The following is a 19,680-nucleotide window of genomic DNA, read 5'->3' as shown; positions in this document are numbered from 1 at the left end:
TTCCACAAACCCCTTTAATATCACTCGCCGTTTTGGGCCCCCCGCCTGCTCCCCCGCGGCTGACTCCGCGGGGGGGGGGCGGCGGGGCCCCCCCGGCCCCCCCCCGCCGCGGCGTTGTCAGGAGGGGTGCGTCAGATCTGCACGCCGAAGTCCTGGGCGATGCCGGCCAGGCCGGAGGCGTAGCCCTGGCCGACGGCGCGGAACTTCCACTCGCTGCCGTTGCGGTAGAGCTCGCCGAAGATCATCGCGGTCTCGGTGGCGGCGTCCTCGGAGAGGTCGTAGCGGGCGATCTCGGCGCCGCCGGCGGCGTTCACCACGCGGATGTAGGCGTTGCGGACCTGGCCGAAGCTCTGGCCGCGGGCGGTGCCGTCGTAGATGGTGACCGGGAAGGTGATCTTCGTGGCCTCGGCCGGCAGGCCGGCCAGGTTGACGTTGATCGACTCGTCGTCGCCCGCGCCCTCGCCGGTGCGGTTGTCACCGGTGTGCACGACGGTGTTGTCCGGCGTGCTGGTGTTGTTGAAGAAGACGAAGTGGGCGTTGGAGAGCACCTTGCCGTCCGCGTTCAGGACGATCGCGCTGGCGTCGAGGTCGAATTCGGCGCCGGTCGTGGTGCGGACGTCCCAGCCCAGGCCGACGGTGACCGCGGACAGGCCGGGGGCCTCCTTGGTCAGCGAGACGTTGCCACCCTTGGAGAGGCTCACTGGCATGGCGTTTGCTGTCCCTTCGTTCGCTTCGTGCGCTTTTCCCCGGGACAACGCAATACCCGGGCGGCTTGGTTCCGCAGGGTCCGTGAATTCTTCGCGCGGGTGATTCACGGGGGCAAAGCCCTGGCAAAGACGGCCGTCAGATCCGGCGGAACCGGCCCTGCAGCGACCAGACGTTCGGGTTGTCGGCCAGGTCGGGGTGCATGTCGAACAGGTCGGCGAGGGTGTCCTGGAGGAAGTCCCGGGCCTCGCGCCGCAGGTCGCTGTGGCGGACCACGGCCGGCGGCTCGTCCGGCAGCCAGGTCGCGGTGACCTCGACCCAGTTGAAGCGGCGGGCGAAGCGCAGCAGCTCGGTGTTCTGGGTGAAGTCGAGGTCGGCGGTCTGCACCCGGGCGGCCCGGCTGCCGTCCGGGTCGCGGTCCAGGTGCTCGGCGATGTCGCACAGCGCCCAGGCGAAGTCGAGCACCGGCACCCAGCCCCAGGCGGTGGACAGCTCGGCGCCCTCGGCGTCCAGGTAGACGTCGCCGCAGAACAGGTCGTAGCGCAGGGCGTGCACGGACGCGGTGCGGTAGTCCGTCTGCGGGGGGTCGGGGAAGCGGTTGGAGAGGGAGTAGCCGAGCTCGATCACGTACGCCATTGTCGGGGCTCGCGGCGTGTGCGGGTAACCGGGTGCCCGGCCCGGGTGCCGGGCTCGGGTGCCGGGCCCGGGGAGGCGGGCCTGATTAACCGGGTGACCCGGACGGCCGAGCGCGGGATGATGGGCGCATGCCCGAGCCCATCCGCGTACGGGGGTCGGTGGTCGTCCCCGACGCCGAGCTCGTCTGGCGCTTCTCGCGTTCCTCCGGCCCCGGTGGCCAGCACGTCAACACCTCCGACTCCAAGGTCGAGCTGCGCTTCGACGTGGCGTCCACCGGGGCGCTGCCCGAGGTGTGGCGCGAGCGCGCCCTGGAGCGGCTGGCCGGGCGGCTGGTGGACGGCCGGGTGCTGGTGGTCCAGGCCTCGGAGTTCCGCTCGCAGTGGCGCAACCGGGAGGCGGCCGCGGCCCGGCTGTCGGCGCTGCTGACCGAGGCGTGCGCGCCGCCGCCGAAGACCCGGCGGGCGACCAAGCCGAGCCGGGGGATGGTCGAGCGCCGGCTGTTCAACAAGCGGCACCGCTCCGAGGTCAAGCAGGGCCGCCGGCTGCCGCGGGGCGGCGAGTAGCCAGGCCCGCTCGGCCCGGCCCGGTTCGGCGCAGCTCAGCCCAGGGTGCGGTAGCCACCGCGGAAGTAGAGCAGCGGACGGCCGCCGGGGTCGGGTACCACGGCCTCCAGCACGCGGCCGAGCAGCAGGGTGTGGTCGCCCGCGGGTATCCGCTGTTCGGTGCGGCACTCGACGGTGGCCAGCGCGCCCTCGACCAGCGGGGCGCCGGTGCGCGGGCCGCGGTGGTGCGCGGTGTCCGCGAACAGCAGCCGGTCGCTGAGCCGGCCCTTCATCGCGAAGCGCGAGCCGAGCGTCTTCTGCCCCTCGGTCAGCACCGAGACCGCCCAGGTGTCGACCCGGGAGAGCACCTCGTCCATCCGGGAGTCCTCGCGGACCGAGATCAGCACCAGCGGCGGCTCCAGCGACACGGAGAGGAAGGACGTCGCGGTCATGCCGATGTCCTCGCCGTCCTCCGGGTCGTGGACGGTCACCAGGCTCACGCCGGCGGCGAGCTGGGAGAGTGCTGCCCGGAACTCGTCGGGCGTGGCGTGGGGGGCAGCTTCGGGCTGCGGGGACGGGTACACGTACCGCACGGTAGTCGTCACCCGCGGGAAACGGCATCGGGCCTTGGTCGTAGGACCGGCGGCGCGCCCGCGGGGTCGCGGCCGCCGGTCGGACTCACCCGCAGGAGTGAAGCGGACGGACCGGCGGGTGCAGCCGGCTTCAGCCCGCGGCCGGTGCGGTCGACCAGGAGAAAAGGTCCGGATGGAACTTTGTGTCCCGTTATGGGGCGGATGAACTGATTACGGGCGCATTAGTGTCGTGTGATTTAAGTCACAAGTGGCGCCCTATTGCTGACCGAGCGTGCCGAACGCTGTGCTCCCTGTGATTCAGTTCTTCTGGCAATCGGACGATAACCAATCAAGAACTATCCGAAGCAGCCGGGGAGCCCCCGCATGGAAGCCGAGTCGGAGCCGTACGTCCGTCTCGCGACCCTCCGCACCTTGCACCGGGTCGTGGCGGACCTCAACGCTGCCCGCAGCCTGGCGGGCACGCTGCAGGCCGTCGTCGAGGGCGCGGTGCACGGGCTCGGCTTCGACGCCGCCGCGGTCAGCCTGGTCCGCCCGGACGGCGACCTCGTGGTGGCGGCCGTCTGGGAGCTGGAGGAGAGCCCGATGGGCGGCCCCTCCGTGCTGCTCGGCCAGGTCGGCTCCCGGGAGTCCTGGGACCGGCTGCTCGGCGTCAGCGACCACTGGGGCACCCTGCGCTTCCTGCCGTTCGACCGCGGCTGGGCCGTCGCCAGCGACATCCCGCGCTGGATCGGGGACGGCCCGCTGCCCGTGTACGCCAACGACTGGCACCCCGCCGACGGGCTGCTCGCCCCGATGTACAGTGCCGGCGGCGACCTGCTCGGGGTGCTCTCGGTGGACCGCCCGCGCAGCGGCAAGCGCCCCGGCGCATGGACCCGCGAGGCGCTGGAGATGTTCTCGCTGCAGGCCTCGATCGCGATCGGCAACGCCCGGCTGCGGGCCGAGATGCAACGCGCGCTGGCCCGCCTGGAGAAGGAGCAGCAGGCGCTGCGGGCCAGCGAGGAGAGCTTCCGCCAGGCGTTCGAGTACGCGCCCAGCGGGATGGCCATCACCGAACTGCACGGCGCCGGGCGCGGCCAGCTGACCAGGGTCAACGACGCGCTCTGCCGGCTGCTCGGCCGCCCCCGCGCGGTGCTGCGCCAGCAGAGCTTCGCCGACCTCGTCCACCCCGAGGACCGGGCCCTGCTGGAGCGCACCAGCGCCGAGAGCGGCCGGGCGGAGCTGCGGCTGTCCCGGCGGGACGGCGGCTACCAGTGGGTCTGCCTGCGCAACTCGATCGTGGCGGACGCGGCCGAGGGGCCCAGCTTCCTGCTCACCCACGTCGAGGACATCGAGGACCGAAAGCGGCACGAGTTCCAGCTCGCCCACCGGGCCAGCCACGACGCGCTCACCGGCCTGCCCAACGGCGCCGAGCTCAAGGCCCGGCTGGCTCGCCGGCTCTGCGCCCAGCCGCAGCCGGTCGGCGCCGCGCCCGGCCCCGCCGAGGCGGCCTACTCGCCGTCGTACGGCTACCCGGCCGACTCCTACAGCTCCTACAGCGCCCACGCGGCCCACGACGGGCTGGAGGGCGCGGACCCGTACGCCGGGGCGGTGCACGGCTACGGGCTGCCCGAGGGCGTCCCGCCGCCCGGCCTCGGCCAGGGCTACGGGGAGCACGTGCACGCGGTCGTCCCGGCCGACCACGGGCCGGGCGGCGACGCCTGGTCCGCCCCGTTCCGCTCCGGCGGCGCGGCCGCGGTGGACAAGGGGCTCGCGGTGCTCTTCTGCGACCTCGACGGCTTCAAGTCGATCAACGACCGGTTCGGCCACAACGCGGGCGACGCGGTGCTGGTCGAGGTCGCCCGGCGGCTGAGCCAGGCCGTCCGGGACGGCGACACGGTGGCCCGGCTCGGCGGCGACGAGTTCGTGGTGCTGGCCGACGGCATCGGCCGCGAGGAGGCCAAGGACCTCGCCCACCGGCTGCGCAACGCGATCATCCCGCCGATGCGGATCGACGGCCGGGCGATGCGCGTGGGGGTGAGCCTCGGGATCGGCTGGGCGGGCTGCGGGATGAGCATCGAGGAGGTGCTGCAGACCGCCGACGAGCGGATGTACGACGAGAAGCGCGCCCGCGGCGGGGCGGTGCGCGGGGCGCGCGGAGAGCGCTCGCACCGGCGCGCGGGCTGAGACCGGACGCGGGCGGACGACACGGCCCCGGCGCCCCCGACACCGCAGGTGGGTTCCCGGTTACCCGCGAGTTGTCAAGGGTTCTTTTCCTGCTGTCACGTGCGGCAGGTAGGGTGCCCGGTACGACAGCGTCCATGATCTGCGCCGCCCGCAGCCCGGCGGCGCGCACCGGATGGGGGAACAGACCACCGTGACGACCGCCGGCAGCAACGGAGTGCCCGAGGGCCAGGGGGGCGGTGCCCCGCAGGACGACGACCCGTTCGGCTACCTCTACCGCCCGGCCGACGGCTCCACCGGGCAGCCGGCCGAGCCGCAGCAGGGTGTTCCCCGCACGTCCTACAACCGGCCGATGGAGGTCGGGCGCGCCCAGTACGGCTACGGCTACCCGCCGCGGCAGCAGCAGCCGTACGGCCAGCAGGGCATGCCGCAGCAGGGGTACCCGGGCGGTCAGCCGCAGGCCCCGTACGGTCAGCCCGGCGTGCCGCAGCAGGCCGAGTACGGCGGCGCGCCCACCCAGCAGAACCGCTACGCCGAGCACTCCCGGCCGCAGCCGGGGGACGAGCGGCCGAGCAGCGGCCGGAGCAAGGGCGCGGTGATCGGCGCGGTCGCCGTGGTCGCGGCCATCGCGATCGGCGCCGGGATAGCGCTCTCCACGGGCGGCGACCCGGACGGCGGCGACAAGAACGCCAAGGGCGGCGCCGCCACCACCGCCGCGCCCGGCCCCGCCACCCCGGGGTCGACCGCCTCGACCGCCGGCGGCGGCCCCTCGGCGAGCGCCACCCCGATCACCGGCCCGTCGACCGTGGACGCGAGCCAGCTGCAGGCGCAGAACGCGCCCTCCGGCAACACCGTCAAGGGCGCCAAGTCGGCCGACGGCAGCTACCTGACCCTCCAGCCGGGCGGCTCGGTGACGTGGAGCGGTGAGATCGCCACGGCCGGGACGTACAAGCTGACGGTGCACTACAACTACTCGGGCGGCGACCTCAAGGGCACGGCCGCGGTGAACGGCAAGGACTGGCCGAGCGGGGTGACCTACAAGATCTACGGTCCCGCTCCCAAGGACCAGGCGTCGGCCTGGTACACCACCTGGATACTGCCGCAGTTCCAGGCCGGCCAGAACTCGGTGACCTTCACGGGGCCCGCCGGGGCGTCGATCCTGATCGACCAGATCACCATCGAACCGGGCGGCTGAGCCCGACCGCCCTCCGGACGCACCACGGCCGCCCTCCCCGCAGCGGGGAGGGCGGCCGTCGGCTTTGTCCGGGCGGTTCCTTCAGGCAGTTCGTCCGGGAGGCTCGGTCAGGCCGGCTTCACGGTGGAGAACCGGTCGGCGCCCACGACCCAGCGGCCGCGGCGCATGACGGCGACCAGCTCGAAGCTCTCGGAGTCGACCACCACGAGGTCGGCGAGCTTGCCGGTCTCCAGCGAGCCGATGCGGTCGTCGAGGCCGAGCAGCCGGGCCGGGGTGGCGGACAGCGATTCGACGGTCTGGTTCAGGGTCAGGCCGTTGACCGTCACCGAGCGCCGGAACGCGACGTCCAGGGTGAGGGTGGAGCCGGCGATCGCGCCGCCCTCGACCAGCCGGGCCACGCCGTCCCTGACCCGGACCTGGAGGGGGCCGAGGGGGTAGAGGCCGTCGCCCATGCCGGCGGCGCCCATGGCGTCGGTGATCAGGGCGACGCGGTGGGGGCCGGCGGTGCCGTAGGCGAGGTCGAGGACCGAGGGGTGCAGGTGCACGCCGTCGTTGATCAGCTCGACGGTGACCCGCTCGTCCTCCAGCAGGGCGACGATCGGGCCGGGGGCGCGGTGGGCGATGGCCGGCATGGCGTTGAAGAGGTGGGTGGCGACGGTGGCGCCGGCGTCGATGGCCTGCAGGGTGGTGGCGTAGTCGGAGTCGGTGTGGCCGACGGCGGCGATGATGCCGAGGTCGGCGAGCATGCGCACCGAGTCGAGGCCGCCGGGGAGTTCGGGGGCGAGGGTGACCATGGTGGCGTGGCCGCGGGCGGCGTCGACGAGTTTGCGGACGAGCGCCGGGTCGGGCTCGCGCAGCAGGTCGGGGCGGTGGGCGCCGCAGCGGTTGTGCGAGATGAAGGGGCCTTCGAAGTGGATGCCGGCCAGGATGTCGTCCTCGACGAGCTCGGAGAGGACGGCGGCCTGGCGGGCGAGCTCGTCGATCTCGCCGGTGACGGTGGAGGCGACGGTGGTGGTGGTGCCGTGGTGCAGGTGGGTTCGGGCGGCGAGCAGGGCCTCCTCGGCGTTGCCGGAGGCGTAGGAGGCGCCGCCGCCGCCGTGGACGTGCAGGTCCACGAAGCCGGGGACGACGGTGTGACCGGTCAGGTCGAGGTCGCCGGGTTCGGCGGCGCCGCCGAACGTGCCGTTCGTGAGGGCGGAGATCCGGTCGCCCCGGACGGTCAGGCGGCCGTCCTCGACGACACCGCCGGGCAGGACCAGCCGGGCACCGGCCAGGACAGTACGGTCACGGTCCGCGGTGGTCACGCGGTCACCTCCATCGAGAGCAGGTCCCAGGCGAGCAGGCCCGCGCCCAGGGACGCGGCGGTGTCTTTGAGCATGGCCGGAACGACCTTCGGGGGCATCTGGAAGGTCAGGCGCTCGGTGACCGCCGCGCGAAGCGGTGTGAAGAGGGTGTCGCCGGCTTCGGCGAGCCCGCCGCCGACGATCACCGTGGACGGGTCGAGCAGGCTCTGGGCGAGGACGATGCCGTCCGCCAGGGCGTCGACCGCCCGCTGCCAGACCGCGAGTGCGCGGTCGTCCCCGGCGTCCACCGCGGCGGCGCAGGATGCCGCGTCGGCGTCGGGGTCGCCGCTGGCCTCGGCCCAGGCGCGCGAGACGGCGGAGGCGGAGGCCAGGGTCTCCAGGCAGCCGCGGGCACCGCAGCCGCACGGCGGTCCGCCCGGGCGGACCACGACGTGGCCGATCTCGCCGCCGTAGCCGTGCGCGCCCGCCTCGATCCGGCCGCCGATGCCGATGGCGCCGGCGATGCCGGTGCCGAGGGCGATGAACAGGAAGCGGTCGACGCCCCGGCCGGCGCCGAGCCGGCCCTCGGCCAGGCCGCCCGAACGCACGTCGTGGCCGAGCGCCACCGGCATCGCGGTGCCGTCGGGACCGGCCAGCCGCCCGCCGAGGAGCGTGCGCAGGGGGAGGTCCCGCCAGCCGAGGTTGGCGGAGAAGACCGCGATTCCGTTTCTCTCGTCGATCGTGCCCGGAACGGCCACCCCGGCCGCGAGCGGGGCGACGCCGAAGCGGCGGCGGCCCTCCTCGGCCAGGTCGGTGGCGAAGTCGAGGATGGCGGCGACGACGGCGTCCGTGCCGTGCTCCCGCCCGGTCGGTCGGCGTGCCTCGAACAGCACGGAGCCGTCCTGGGCGAGCAGCGCGGCCTTCATGCCGGTGCCGCCTACATCGAGTGCGATGACGTGCTTCACGGAGGACAGTTTCCCTTGGTGGATAGAAGAGGTCTAGTCCAGTTGTCGGATTGGTCTGGTCCATACTGGGTGAGCTTTGTCGCAGCTGCGGGGGTGTGCGGGGCTTTGGGCGGGGGCGTACGGGGGGTGTCCGGGGGTTGTCCGGGAGGTGCTCGGGCGCGCCGGTGTTGCGCATCGCGCAACGACCCGGGGCACTTCGGTAACCATTGCGGCGGGGCGGCCCAGTGGTGTGGACCAGTGCTCCGCCGGTTTGGCAGTGTGGCGCCTCCCCCCTGCCGGAATCCCTCGTTCCGGCGGCAGTTCTTCCCCTAAGGCGGTACCCGCGTTGAACAGGCGCGTCCACGTTCCCACCCGTGTGCTCGGCAGTGTGCTGGCCGGAGCGGTGGCACTCACCGGTGTCGGCGCGTGCAGCGGGCAGGGCGACGGGACCGTCACCCTCAAGCTGGTCGCCGCGGACTACGGGGAGAACCAGGAGACCGGCTCCAAGCGCTACTGGGACGCGGTCGCCAAGGACTTCGAGGCCGCCAACCCCGGGATCAAGGTCAGCGTCGAGGTCGACAGCTGGACCGAGATCGGCAAGAAGGTCGACGACATGATCGCGGCCGGGAAGTCGCCGGACCTGCTGCAGACCGGCGGCTTCGCCGACCAGGTCGCGGCGGACCGGCTGTACCCGGCGTCCGACGTGCTCACGATGGACGCCCAGGCGAACTTCCTGGACGGCTTCGCGCACGCCGGGCAGGTGCTCGGCATCCAGTACGGGATCCCGTTCGTGTCCTCGTCACGGGTGCTCTTTTACAACAAGGCGGTGTTCCGGCAGGCGGGGATCGCGCAGCCGCCCGCCACCTGGAGCGAGCTGAAGCAGGACGCGGAGAAGATCAAGGCCAAGGTGCCGGGGGTGACCCCGTACGGGCTTCCGCTGGGGCCGGAGGAGGCGCCCGCGGAGTCCATGCTGTGGACGCTGAGCGGCGGCGGGAGCATCTCCGACGACGTGGGCAACTACACCATCGACAGCGCCCAGAACCAGGCCACCTTCGGCTGGCTGAAGAGCAACCTGGTGAGCACCGGCCTGACGTACCCGGACCCGGGGAAGATGAACCGCACCCCGGTGTTCCAGGACTTCGCCGCCGGGAAGGTCGCGATGCTGAACGGGCATCCGACGCTGCTGCGGATGGCGACCACCGGGAACATCGACTTCGGGACGGCGCCGATCCCGAAGAAGGACGGCGTGGGCCGGACGGGGAGCCTCGGCGTCGCGGACTGGATGATGGCGTTCAAGGCGAACGGGCACAAGAACGAGATCAAGAAGTTCCTGTCGTTCGTCTACAACCGGGACAACCAGCTGAAGTTCGACGAGCAGTACAACCTGCTGCCGGTCACCCAGGACGCGTTCAACCAGATGACGACGGACCCGAAGCACGCCGACCTCAAGCAGTTCGCGGTCGGGCTGACCAACGCGAGCTTCTACCCGTTCGGGGACCCGGCCTGGGGCGAGGTCAGCAACCGGATCAAGGCGGGGATCGGGCAGGCCGTGACGGGGGACCCGAAGCAGGTGCTCGGGGGGCTGCAGGACGCGGCGGTCAAGGAGGCGGCGCGGGTCCGCAAGTAGGGGCCCCGTCGTCCGGCCCACGCCGTGCCGCGGAGGCCCGGTCCCGGTGGTTCGGGGCCGGGCCTCGGTGCGTCTCCGCTCAGGGGAGCGTGATCGCGTAGGCCTTGCGGAGGGTCTCGTGGACCGTCCACGTGGTGCGGTCGCCCTCGCGCAGCACCGCGCAGTCGCCGGGGCCGACCTCCAGGGTCGGGCCGCCCTCGATCTCGATGGTGGCCCGGCCGCTGAGGACCACGAACATCTCGTCGGCCTCGACGTCGGTGACCACACCGGGGGTGATCTGCCAGAGGCCGCGCAGCTGGCGGCCGTCCGCGGACTCGGAGAGGACCCTGCCGGTGACCTCGGGGGTGCCGGAGACGATCTGGGACGGGTCGAGCGGGTCGGGTTCGAGGTCGGCCGCGGGGATGTTCAGGACGAAGCTGGGCGTGGTCATGGGGTGACGTTAGCCGGGGCCGGAGAGCGGTGGGGCGAGCACTGTGTGTCGGGGTCGCGCGGGAGAATGACACTCCGTAGTGGTCGGCGGAGGTGTGCGCGGTGGGCGAGCTGAGTGAGCGGGACCGGGCGGTGCTGGCGCTGGAGGGGCGCCAGTGGCGGACGGCGGGGGCCAAGGAGCGGGCCATCCGGGAGGAGCTGGGGCTCTCCTCCACGCGGTACTACCAGCTGCTGAACGCGCTGCTGGACCGGGAGGAAGCGCTGGCGCACGCGCCGGTGCTGGTCAATCGGCTGCGGCGGATCCGGGCCGCTCGACGGGCGGCCCGCTAGGGAGCCGGTGAAGGGGTGGGCTGCGGGCGGCCGGGGGGTATGGGCCTCGGTATGGGATTCGAAGAGACGTGGGTGCCGGGGACCGAGGCCGGGCGGGACGGGGTGCGCGCGATCCTGCGGGCGCCCCGGGACGCGGTGATCGGGCTGGACTTCGACGGGACGTTGGCGCCGATCGTGGCCGACCCCGGGCAGGCGAGGGCGCATCCGGGGGTGGCGGGGGCGCTGCGGGTGCTGGCCCCGGCGGTCGGGGCCGTGGTGGTGGTGACGGGGCGGCCGGCGGCGCTGGCGGTGGAGTACGGCGGGCTGGCCGGGGTGCCGGGGGTCGTGGTGCTCGGGCACTACGGGGCCGAGCGCTGGGAGGGCGGCGAGGTGACGGCGCCGGAGGTGCACCCGGGGGTGTCCGTGGCGCGGGAGGCGTTGCCGCTGGTGACGGCCCGGGTGGGGGCACCCGAGGGGGTGTGGGTGGAGGACAAGGGGCGCTCGGTGGCGGTGCACACGCGGCGTACGGCGGCGCCCGAGGAGACCTTGGAGCTGCTGCGGGCGCCGGTGGCGGAGCTGGCCGCCGAGTACGGGCTGGTGGTGGAGCCCGGACGGCTGGTGCTGGAGCTCCGGCCGCCGGGGGTGGACAAGGGCGCGGCGCTGACCGGGTTCCTGCGGGAGCGCGGCGCCCGGTCGGTGCTGTACGCGGGCGATGACCTCGGGGACGTGGCGGCGTTCGCGGCGGTGGAGGAGCTGCGCGGGGACGGGCTGGCCGGGCTGCTGGTGTGCAGCGCGGCGGTCGGGGACGCGCCGGTGAAGGAGCTGGCCGACCGCGCGGACCTGGTGGTCGCGGGGCCGGCCGGGGTGGTGGAGCTGTTGGCGGCGTTGGGGGAGGCCCTCACCGGGAGTTGAGCGGGGCCAGCGCGTTGAGCTGGTCGAGGAACCACTGCTGCGGGGGGAGTGCGGTGGCCGCCGCCGCGAGGCGCTTGGTGCGGCCGGCGCGCTCCTCCTCGGGCATGGTCAGCGCGGTGTGCAGGGCGTCGGCGGTGGCGATGACGTCGTACGGGTTGACCGTCAGGGCGTCGTCGGCCAGTTCCGCGTGGGCGCCGGCCTCCCGGGAGAGGACCAGGGCGCAGCCGCGGTCGGAGACGACCGGGACCTCCTTGGCCACCAGGTTCATGCCGTCCCGGATCGGGTTCACCAGGGCGACGTCGGCCAGGCGGTAGGCGGCGAGGGAGCGCGGGAAGTCGTCGTCGACGTGCAGGATCAGGGGCTGCCAGTCCGGGGTGGCGAACTCGGTGTCGATGGCGTCGGCGAGTTCGCGGACCTGCGCCGTGTAGTTGCGGTACTCGGCCAGGTCGGTCCGCGACGGGTAGGCGAAGGCGATGTGGACCACGCGGTCGTGCCACTCGGGGCGGGTGCGGAGCAGGTGCCGGTAGGCCAGCAGGCCGCGGACGATGTTCTTGCTCAGCTCGGTGCGGTCGACCCGGACGATCGTGCGGCGCTCGCCGACGGCCTCGCGCAGGGCGGCGAGGCGTTCGTCCACGTCGGGGCGGTGGGAGCGTTCGCGCAGGAAGTCGGCGTCGGCGCCGAGGGCGTGGACGCCGAGGGCGGTGGTGCGGCCGTCGAGGGTGACGGTGAGCGCCTCGTGGTCGACGTCGGCGCCGAGGAGGTCCGCGCAGCAGGCGGCGAAGGCGCGGGCCCAGCGTTCGGTGAGGAAGCCGGCCCGGTCGGCGCCGAGGATGCCGGTGAGGACGGCGCGGGCGACGTCGTCGGGGAGCATCCGGTAGTACTCGGGCGGGGCCCAGGGGGTGTGCGAGAAGTGGCCGATCCGCAGGTCGGGGCGGGCGGCGCGGAGCAGCGCCGGGGCCAGGGACAGGTGGTAGTCCTGGACGAGGACGGCGGCGTTCGGGGCGGCCTCGGTGGCCAGCGCCTCGGCGAAGGCCGCGTTGTAGGCCCGGTAGGCGGCCCATTCGGTGCGGAAGTCGGCGTCGAAGGCGGGGGCGGTGGGGGTCGCGTAGAGCAGGTGGTGGACGAACCAGAGGGTGGAGTTGGCGACGCCGTTGTAGGCGCGGGCGAAGGTCTCGGGGTCGATGTCCAGCATTCGGACGGCCTGCCCGCCGACGTCGTGGCCGGCCAGGTCGAGGCGGCCGTCGGGGGCTTCCGCGGCGGCTCTGCGGTCCGCGGCGCCGAGGGCCGCGCAGACCCAGACGGCGTTCGGGTCGTCGATGGCGGAGAGGCCGGAGACCAGGCCCCCGCCGCCGCGCCGCAGGGTCAGCGTGCCGTCGTCGGCGGTGCTGAACGACACCGGTCCCCGGTTGGAGGCCACCAGGACGGGGGCGGTGCCGGTCGCACTCGAACGTTCGGTCGTGAGATCGCCCATGGTTGGCATGTTGCCGGGCGCTCGGCGTGGCAAACCCGTCATCGGTGGGTGGCGTATTCGGGGACGGTGTGCATCGGGGGGCGTTCCAGGGCGGTCACCGGGTGGGTGTGGGCGAGGAAGGCGCGGGTCTCCGGGTCGCGGGCGAACTGGGTGAGCTCCGGGCGGACCAGGTCGGCGGAGGCCTTGAGCCGGTGGGCGCGGTCGAGGCGTTCGAGCGCGGTGCGGTAGATGGTGGCGGCCATCCGGCCGAGGGCCTGGCCGTCCTGGTGGCGGTGGTGCCGGACGCCGACGTCCACCTGGGCCAGGGCGTCCAGGCCGACCAGCTCCAACGCGTCGACGAGCAGGCCGAGTTCGACGCCGTAGCCGGTGGGGAAGGGCAGCCGTTCGAGCAGTGAGCGGCGGGCCGCGTACTCGCCGCCGAGGGGTTGGACGAAGCCGGCGAGTTCCGGCCAGTGCAGGTTGAGGAGGGGGCGGGCGACGAGTTCGGTGACCCGGCCGCCGCCGGCCGGGAGGACGGCGGCGCGGTCCCCCGCGGCGGAGCCGCTCAGTGCGACTTCGAGGGGGCGGTCGTACATGGCCTTGACCAGCTGGATGGACTCGTCGGTCAGCAGCGGCCCGACGATGCCGGAGACGAAGGCCGGGTCGAACTCGCGCAGGTCGGCGTCCACGAAGCAGACGATGTCGCCGCGGGTGACCAGCAGCGAGCGCCAGAGCACCTCGCCCTTGCCGGGGGCGGCGGGCAGCCGGGGCAGGATGGCGTCGCGGTGCTCCACCCGGGCGCCGGCCTCGGCGGCGGCCTCGGCCGTGGCGTCGGTGGAGCCGGAGTCGACCACGACGAGTTCGTCGACCAGCGGGAGGCGTTCCATCAGCTCGCGGCGGACGGTGCGGACGATGTCGCCGACGGTGGCCTCCTCGTCCAAGGCGGGGAGGACGACGCTGATCGTGCGGCCGGTGCGTTCCTTGGCCGCGAGGAGGGTGTCGACCGGCCGGTCGGCCGCGCTCCAGGAGCGGCGGCGCAGCCAGGACGCCGCCTGCGGGAGGAGCTCGGGAGTCGGTTCGGCGGGCACGGAAGTCTCCTCGGCGGGTCGGGTGGGACGGGTCATCTCGCGTGGCGGACGGTCCCGTTCAGGATTGGCGCCTTCGGATACAGTCTTCGTACAGCGGTAGGACCCATGCACGCCGGGGTCGCCGTCGAGCACCACCACAATTTCACAAGCTCATCCAGAGGGACTGAGGGAACGGCCCGTTGACGTCCCGGCAACCTTCTCGCGCGGCTGTCGACGACAGGCCCCGGCGGGACAGGTGCCAATTCCGGCCTGTGGCGCGTCCGCGCTGCGGGGAAGATGAGGAGAGAGGCCTCGCCGTCATGGCTATCGACACTGCCGCACCAGTTTCCGTGGACCTCGGCCCCGCTGCCGCCCTGTCCTGTCGGGAGTGCGGAACCCGCTTCCCGCTCGGTCCCAGCTTCGCGTGCCTGGAGTGCTTCGGCCCGCTGGAGATCGCCTACGAGTTCGGCAGCGAGGGCGCCGAGGAGCTGCGCAAGCGGATCGAGGCCGGCCCGACTTCGGTCTGGCGGTACGCGCCGCTGCTGCCGGTGCCGGCCGACGTCGCGTCCAAGCCCAACCTGAACCCGGGCTGGACCCCGCTGGTGAAGGCGGACAATCTGGGCCGCGAGCTCGGCTTCACCGCGCAGCTGCACATCAAGGACGACTCCGGGAACCCGACGCACTCGTTCAAGGACCGCGTGGTGGCCTGCGCCATCGAGGCGGCGCGGGCGTTCGGCTACACGACGCTGTCCTGCTCCTCCACCGGCAACCTGGCCGGTGCGGTGGGCGCGGCGGCCGCCCGGGCCGGCTTCCGGTCCTGCGTGTTCATCCCGCACGACCTGGAGCAGGGCAAGGTCGTCATGGCCGGGGTGTACGGCGGCGAGCTGGTCGGCATCGAGGGCAACTACGACGACGTGAACCGCTTCTGCTCGGAGCTGATCGGGGACCCGGCCGGCGAGGGCTGGGGCTTCGTCAACGTCAACCTGCGGCCGTACTACGGCGAGGGCTCCAAGACGCTGGCGTACGAGATCTGCGAGCAGCTCGGCTGGCGGCTGCCGGAGCAGATCGTGATCCCGATCGCCTCGGGCTCCCAGCTGACGAAGATCGACAAGGGGCTGCAGGAGCTGATCAAGCTCGGCCTGGTCGAGGACCGGCCGTACCGGGTCTTCGGCGCCCAGGCCGAGGGCTGCTCCCCGGTGTCGGCCGCCTTCAAGGCCGGCCGGGACGTGATCAAGCCGGTCAAGCCGGACACCATCGCCAAGTCGCTGGCGATCGGCAACCCGGCCGACGGCCCGTACGTGCTGGACATCGCCCGCCGCACGGGCGGCGCGGTGGAGGACGTCACGGACGCCGAGGTCGTGGCGGCGATCCGGCTGCTGGCGCGGACCGAGGGCATCTTCGCCGAGACCGCGGGCGGGGTGACCGTCGGCGTGCTGAAGAAGCTGGTCGAGACCGGGCAGCTGGACCCGGCCAAGGAGACCGTCGCGATCAACACCGGCGACGGCCTGAAGACCCTGGACGCCGTCTCCGACGCCGGGATGAGCGCCGTCATCCGCCCGACGCTGGACGCGTTCCGCGCCGCCGGCCTCGCGTCCGCCTGAACCACGCCGCCGGCCCCGTGCCCGCCCCGACCGCTGCCCCGCAGGGCCGCACCCCCGCAAGGAGAGTCATGAGCGCCAACGTCCGCATCCCCACCATCCTGCGCACCTACACCGGCGGCGCCGCCGAGGTGACCGCCGAGGGCGCCACCCTGGGCGAGGTCATCGCCGACCTGGAGAAGAACCACGCGGGCATCTCCGCCCGCATCCTGGACGACACCGGCAAGCTGCGCCGTTTCGTCAACGTCTACGTGAACGACGACGACGTGCGCTTCGCCGAGGGCCTGGCGACCGAGATCGAGGACGGCGCCGGCGTCTCGATCATTCCGGCGGTGGCCGGCGGCTGCTGAGCCGTCCCGCGCGCCATTCGGCCGCCCGTACGTACGGAATTCCGCTCTCCGTATGTACGGGCGGCCGGTTGCATTCCGGCGGGAATATTTCCGGGTCGAGTCGGAGTAGAGTGTCGCTCGGTTGGGAACAGGGGTTCCCTCTCGGCCGTTCGCGGCGTTCCGCCGGGCAGGGCCCGGCCGATGGGACCGGGCCGTGAAACATGTCAGGCCGATGTCAGAATTACCGCGGGGATTTGGGTAATTCGTCCGCTATGTCCCGCGTGGAATGCCGAGATTTTTCCGGTTCGGCCCGTCCTGTCCCTTGCCGGCGGGGCGGAATTACCGGCGGTTGACCCTGTTGCAGAGGGCTTCGGTCCGGATACATTCAGCGGCGGTCGACGCAATCACCCGCTCACCGGAGCCCGTTGGGCGTTCCGTGCGGAGGGTTGCGGCGTGCACGGCCGCGCCCAGGGGGGGTTCCCCGGGTGGGCCGTCAACCAACCCGGGCCCGCGACCTGCGGGCGCGTGAAGGGCCAGCACAGCACTAGGGGAGTTCGGAATGGCTCAGGGCACCGTCAAGTGGTTCAACGCGGAGAAGGGCTACGGCTTTATCGCGGTCGACGGTGGTGCGGACGTCTTCGTCCACTACAGCGCGATCCAGATGGACGGCTACCGCACCCTTGAGGAGGGCCAGCGGGTCGAGTTCGAGATTTCCCAGGGACAGAAGGGCCCGCAGGCGGACATGGTTCGCGCGGCGGTCTGACCCCTTCCGACTCCAGGAGCTCGGCGCGGCCCACGGCTGGTGACCGCTCGCTTCTCGACGGGCCCGTACGACACGCGTCGTACGGGCCCGTCGCCGTTCCCGGGCGGCCCCCGGGGGTGGTCCCAGCGGCGGCTCGCGGGTTGGCGATTGGGCTTGCACTCGACCACCCGGAGTGCTAATCATTGGCGTTAGCACTCACAGCGTGAGAGTGACAGCGGACCGGGTCGGTGAGGCCCCCGGGAGCGGTAGGGGAAAAGACCCCCGCACACCAGGGCCGTCCGTCGCGGGCACCCCTTGGTCCGAGCAGTCGACCGTGTCCCGGAGGACCACTTCTGATGGCCAAGATCATCGCCTTTGATGAGGAAGCTCGCCGCGGCCTTGAGCGTGGCATGAACCAGCTCGCCGACGCAGTGAAGGTCACGCTCGGCCCCAAGGGTCGCAACGTCGTGCTGGAGAAGAAGTGGGGCGCCCCCACGATCACCAACGACGGTGTCTCCATCGCCAAGGAGATCGAGCTCGAAGACCCGTACGAGAAGATCGGTGCGGAGCTCGTCAAGGAGGTCGCCAAGAAGACGGACGACGTCGCGGGTGACGGCACCACCACCGCCACCGTGCTCGCCCAGGCCCTGGTTCGCGAGGGTCTGCGCAACGTCGCCGCCGGCGCCAACCCGATGGCCCTGAAGCGCGGCATCGAGAAGGCCGTCGCGGCCGTCTCCGACCAGCTGCTGGCCCAGGCCAAGGACGTGGAGACCAAGGAGCAGATCGCCTCCACCGCCTCCATCTCCGCCGCCGACACCCAGATCGGCGAGCTGATCGCCGAGGCCATGGACAAGGTCGGCAAGGAAGGCGTCATCACCGTCGAGGAGAGCAACACCTTCGGCCTGGAGCTTGAGCTCACCGAGGGCATGCGCTTCGACAAGGGCTACATCTCCGCCTACTTCGCCACCGACCTGGAGCGCATGGAGGCGACGTTCGAGGACCCGTACATCCTCATCGCCAACTCCAAGATCGGCTCGGTCAAGGACCTGCTCCCGCTGCTGGAGAAGGTCATGCAGAGCGGCAAGCCGCTCGTCATCATCGCCGAGGACGTCGAGGGCGAGGCCCTGTCGACCCTGGTCGTGAACAAGATCCGCGGCACCTTCAAGTCCGTCGCCGTCAAGGCCCCGGGCTTCGGCGACCGCCGCAAGGCCATGCTCGGCGACATCGCCATCCTCACCGGTGGCACCGTGATCTCCGAGGAGGTCGGCCTCAAGCTGGAGAACGCCGGCATCGACCTGCTGGGCACCGCCCGCAAGGTGGTCATCACCAAGGACGAGACCACCATCGTCGACGGTGGCGGCGACAGCGAGCAGGTCGCGGGCCGCGTGAACCAGATCCGCGCCGAGATCGAGAACAGCGACTCGGACTACGACCGCGAGAAGCTCCAGGAGCGCCTCGCCAAGCTGGCCGGCGGCGTGGCCGTCATCAAGGCCGGCGCGGCCACCGAGGTGGAGCTCAAGGAGCGCAAGCACCGCATCGAGGACGCCGTCCGCAACGCCAAGGCCGCCGTCGAGGAGGGCATCGTCGCCGGTGGTGGCGTCGCCCTGCTGCAGGCCGGTGTCGCCTTCGACAAGCTGGAGCTGGACGGCGACGAGGCCACCGGTGCCAACATCGTCAAGGTCGCGCTGGAGGCCCCGATCAAGCAGATCGCGACCAACGCCGGCCTGGAGGGTGGCGTCGTGGTGGAGAAGGTGCGCAACCTCCCCGCCGGTCACGGCCTGAACGCCGCCACCAACGAGTACGTCGACCTGGTCGCCGCGGGCATCATCGACCCGGCCAAGGTCACCCGCTCCGCGCTGCAGAACGCCGCCTCCATCGCGGCGCTGTTCCTCACCACCGAGGCCGTCATCGCCGACAAGCCGGAGAAGGCCTCCGCGGCCGCCGGCGGCGGCATGCCGGGCGGTGACATGGACTTCTGATCCTGATCGCTTCGATCGGATCGGTTCGTTCCTCGTCCGCGTGGGCGGTTCCCTTCGGGGAGCCGCCCACGCGGCGTTTCCGCGTTCCGGCGCGCCGACGGAGAATGGACGGATGGCAGCTGACGACATCGAGACCGCCCTGCACAACGCGCGGGCACTGATCCTGGCCGACCTCACCGCGCGGGACGTGGCGGACGCCGCCGTCGTCTCGCTGGTGGAGCAGGCGGTGACGCACCGCCGCTGGTGGCTGGAGCAGTGGCCGGACGGCACCGAGTACGTGCTCGGGCTGGTCGCCCAGGACGTCCAGGACGCGCTGCTGGAGGCGTACGGGCGCTGGCCGCTGTGCACCGGGTGCGCGGCCGACGGGGACCCGCACGCGCTGAGCGTGGAGCCCGAGCTGGGGCCGGAGCCGCACTGGGTGTGCGGCAAGCAGGGCGCGGTGGTGGCGCCGGTCGGGAAGCTGGTCTGAGGGGAGCCGGTCCGAGGGAAGCTGGTCTGGGGGGCTGGTCCGGGGAGGCTGCTCAACCCTCCAGGCGGCGGAGTTCGGCCGTCAGGTTGGCGTGGGCGGCGTCCGTGAAGCGCTCGCGGGCGGCGGGGGTGCGGTAGAGCGCGGGCAGTGCCAGGAGCCCGCGCAGCACGGCGGCGCGGCCGGCGCGGAAGTCCGGCTCGGGGACGAAGCCGTACTCCTCCCGGACGGCGGCCGCGTACGCCGCGTACGCCTCGGGGGTCCCGCCGAGGACGGCGAGGTCCGCGTCGCAGAGCACCTCGCCGTCGCGGTCGCCCGGTGCGGGGTCGTGGGTGACGGTGAGCAGGACGAGCCGTTCGACCTCGGCCACCCGGGCGGCGGGCAGGCCGGCGGCGGTGAGGGCCCGGACGGCCAGGGCGGCGCTGCGCTCCTCGTTCTCGCTGCGGTCGGGCCGGTAGACGGCGTCGTGGAACCAGGCCGCGAGGCGGACGGCGTCCGGGTCGGCGGCGTGCCCGGCCAGGTCGTCGACGTGCCGCAGGACCGCGCTCAGGTGTTCCCGGGTGTGGTACCGGCGCTGCGGCTCCGACCAGCGGCGCAGCAGCTCCCGGCCGTACGGTTCGGGGTCGGTCGCGGCGTCGCAGCGGTGCAGCAGGGCGGTCCAGGCGGGGAGCAGTTCCTCGGAGATCGTCATGGGTTCCATTCTGTCCGGCGATT

General features: G+C 72.7%; 20 protein-coding genes and 1 riboswitch. Of the genes, 11 read left to right on the top strand and 9 right to left on the bottom strand.

Annotation, left to right across the window (positions count from 1 at the left end; all coding sequences use genetic code 11):
* Window positions 1-131: 131 nt before the first annotated feature.
* Window positions 132-707 carry a TerD family protein gene (locus ACIRST_RS34625; RefSeq protein ID WP_350525666.1) on the bottom strand — a complete coding sequence of 192 codons (576 nt, stop codon included), beginning with the start codon at window positions 705-707 and terminating at the stop codon, window positions 132-134.
* Between the two features lie 136 nt (window positions 708-843).
* Window positions 844-1,341, bottom strand: coding sequence for a hypothetical protein (locus tag ACIRST_RS34620; RefSeq protein WP_402807475.1), 498 nt, complete (start codon window positions 1,339-1,341; stop codon window positions 844-846).
* A gap of 128 nt (window positions 1,342-1,469) precedes the next feature.
* Between ACIRST_RS34620 and arfB the strand changes: the two genes are divergently transcribed.
* Window positions 1,470-1,904: an alternative ribosome rescue aminoacyl-tRNA hydrolase ArfB gene (gene arfB, locus ACIRST_RS34615; RefSeq protein WP_402807473.1), complete on the top strand. Its 435-nt coding sequence runs from the start codon at window positions 1,470-1,472 to the stop codon at window positions 1,902-1,904.
* Between the two features lie 35 nt (window positions 1,905-1,939).
* On the opposite strand, the gene ACIRST_RS34610 is transcribed toward arfB, so the two are convergent.
* Entirely contained in the window at window positions 1,940-2,476 is a 537-nt protein-coding gene (locus ACIRST_RS34610) for a flavin reductase family protein (RefSeq protein WP_396549438.1), read from the bottom strand.
* Window positions 2,477-2,839: 363 nt separating this feature from the next.
* Between ACIRST_RS34610 and ACIRST_RS34605 the strand changes: the two genes are divergently transcribed.
* Together ACIRST_RS34605 and ACIRST_RS34600 are read left to right on the top strand one after the other, a co-directional pair.
* Window positions 2,840-4,639 carry a diguanylate cyclase domain-containing protein gene (locus tag ACIRST_RS34605; protein ID WP_350525662.1) on the top strand — a complete coding sequence of 600 codons (1,800 nt, stop codon included), beginning with the start codon at window positions 2,840-2,842 and terminating at the stop codon, window positions 4,637-4,639.
* A 190-nt stretch (window positions 4,640-4,829) separates the two neighbouring features.
* Entirely contained in the window at window positions 4,830-5,831 is a 1,002-nt protein-coding gene (locus ACIRST_RS34600; RefSeq protein WP_350525661.1) for a hypothetical protein, read from the top strand.
* 107 nt (window positions 5,832-5,938) lie between these two features.
* Here ACIRST_RS34600 and nagA read toward each other — a convergent pair whose 3' ends face one another.
* Both nagA and ACIRST_RS34590 read right to left on the bottom strand, forming a co-directional pair.
* A complete protein-coding gene (gene nagA, locus ACIRST_RS34595) occupies window positions 5,939-7,135 on the bottom strand; it encodes an N-acetylglucosamine-6-phosphate deacetylase (RefSeq protein ID WP_402807469.1) in 1,197 nt (398 codons plus the stop codon).
* Complete coding sequence (locus ACIRST_RS34590; RefSeq protein WP_402807466.1) at window positions 7,132-8,079, bottom strand: ROK family protein; 948 nt, start codon at window positions 8,077-8,079, stop codon at window positions 7,132-7,134. Before ACIRST_RS34590 ends, nagA begins: the two co-directional genes overlap by 4 nt.
* A gap of 325 nt (window positions 8,080-8,404) precedes the next feature.
* On the opposite strand from ACIRST_RS34590, the gene ACIRST_RS34585 reads away from it, so the two are divergent.
* Window positions 8,405-9,685 (top strand): extracellular solute-binding protein, encoded by a 1,281-nt coding sequence (locus ACIRST_RS34585; RefSeq protein ID WP_402807463.1) that lies wholly within the window; start codon window positions 8,405-8,407, stop codon window positions 9,683-9,685.
* A 79-nt stretch (window positions 9,686-9,764) separates the two neighbouring features.
* On the opposite strand, the gene ACIRST_RS34580 is transcribed toward ACIRST_RS34585, so the two are convergent.
* Window positions 9,765-10,115 (bottom strand): cupin domain-containing protein, encoded by a 351-nt coding sequence (locus ACIRST_RS34580; RefSeq protein WP_350525173.1) that lies wholly within the window; start codon window positions 10,113-10,115, stop codon window positions 9,765-9,767.
* 101 nt (window positions 10,116-10,216) lie between these two features.
* Between ACIRST_RS34580 and ACIRST_RS34575 the strand changes: the two genes are divergently transcribed.
* Together ACIRST_RS34575 and otsB are read left to right on the top strand one after the other, a co-directional pair.
* Entirely contained in the window at window positions 10,217-10,444 is a 228-nt protein-coding gene (locus ACIRST_RS34575; RefSeq protein ID WP_350525172.1) for a DUF3263 domain-containing protein, read from the top strand.
* A gap of 51 nt (window positions 10,445-10,495) precedes the next feature.
* A complete protein-coding gene (gene otsB, locus ACIRST_RS34570; protein ID WP_402807459.1) occupies window positions 10,496-11,335 on the top strand; it encodes a trehalose-phosphatase in 840 nt (279 codons plus the stop codon).
* Here the strand turns inward: otsB and ACIRST_RS34565 are convergent.
* Both ACIRST_RS34565 and ACIRST_RS34560 read right to left on the bottom strand, forming a co-directional pair.
* The gene (locus tag ACIRST_RS34565; protein ID WP_396549345.1) at window positions 11,322-12,806 is read right to left on the bottom strand and encodes a trehalose-6-phosphate synthase; all 1,485 of its coding nucleotides are present in this window, start codon (window positions 12,804-12,806) and stop codon (window positions 11,322-11,324) included. The two genes, otsB and ACIRST_RS34565, sit on opposite strands and share 14 nt — an antisense overlap.
* Window positions 12,807-12,844: 38 nt before the next feature.
* Complete coding sequence (locus ACIRST_RS34560; protein ID WP_350525169.1) at window positions 12,845-13,873, bottom strand: glucosyl-3-phosphoglycerate synthase; 1,029 nt, start codon at window positions 13,871-13,873, stop codon at window positions 12,845-12,847.
* A gap of 147 nt (window positions 13,874-14,020) precedes the next feature.
* Window positions 14,021-14,156, top strand: a riboswitch (SAM riboswitch).
* A gap of 16 nt (window positions 14,157-14,172) precedes the next feature.
* Between ACIRST_RS34560 and thrC the strand changes: the two genes are divergently transcribed.
* The 5 genes from thrC to ACIRST_RS34535 all read left to right on the top strand — a co-directional run bounded on the left by thrC (window position 14,173) and on the right by ACIRST_RS34535 (window position 18,969).
* Window positions 14,173-15,453: a threonine synthase gene (gene thrC / locus ACIRST_RS34555; protein WP_350525168.1), complete on the top strand. Its 1,281-nt coding sequence runs from the start codon at window positions 14,173-14,175 to the stop codon at window positions 15,451-15,453.
* 68 nt (window positions 15,454-15,521) lie between these two features.
* The gene (locus ACIRST_RS34550) at window positions 15,522-15,800 is read left to right on the top strand and encodes a ubiquitin-like small modifier protein 1 (protein WP_350525167.1); all 279 of its coding nucleotides are present in this window, start codon (window positions 15,522-15,524) and stop codon (window positions 15,798-15,800) included.
* A gap of 538 nt (window positions 15,801-16,338) precedes the next feature.
* A complete protein-coding gene (locus tag ACIRST_RS34545) occupies window positions 16,339-16,542 on the top strand; it encodes a cold-shock protein (RefSeq protein ID WP_030289665.1) in 204 nt (67 codons plus the stop codon).
* A gap of 335 nt (window positions 16,543-16,877) precedes the next feature.
* On the top strand, window positions 16,878-18,500 hold the full coding sequence (groL, locus tag ACIRST_RS34540) for a chaperonin GroEL (RefSeq protein ID WP_350525166.1): 1,623 nt from the start codon (window positions 16,878-16,880) through the stop codon (window positions 18,498-18,500).
* A gap of 112 nt (window positions 18,501-18,612) precedes the next feature.
* Window positions 18,613-18,969: a hypothetical protein gene (locus tag ACIRST_RS34535; protein ID WP_350525165.1), complete on the top strand. Its 357-nt coding sequence runs from the start codon at window positions 18,613-18,615 to the stop codon at window positions 18,967-18,969.
* Between the two features lie 52 nt (window positions 18,970-19,021).
* On the opposite strand, the gene ACIRST_RS34530 is transcribed toward ACIRST_RS34535, so the two are convergent.
* Window positions 19,022-19,657, bottom strand: a complete 636-nt coding sequence (locus tag ACIRST_RS34530) for a hypothetical protein (protein ID WP_402807454.1) — start codon at window positions 19,655-19,657, stop codon at window positions 19,022-19,024.
* Window positions 19,658-19,680 lie beyond the last annotated feature (23 nt).

Source organism: Kitasatospora sp. NPDC101447 (genome assembly GCF_044767225.1).
GTDB lineage: Bacteria > Actinomycetota > Actinomycetes > Streptomycetales > Streptomycetaceae > Kitasatospora.
Note: the sequence above shows the minus strand (reverse complement) of the source record. Positions and strands in the feature narration are given on the sequence as shown.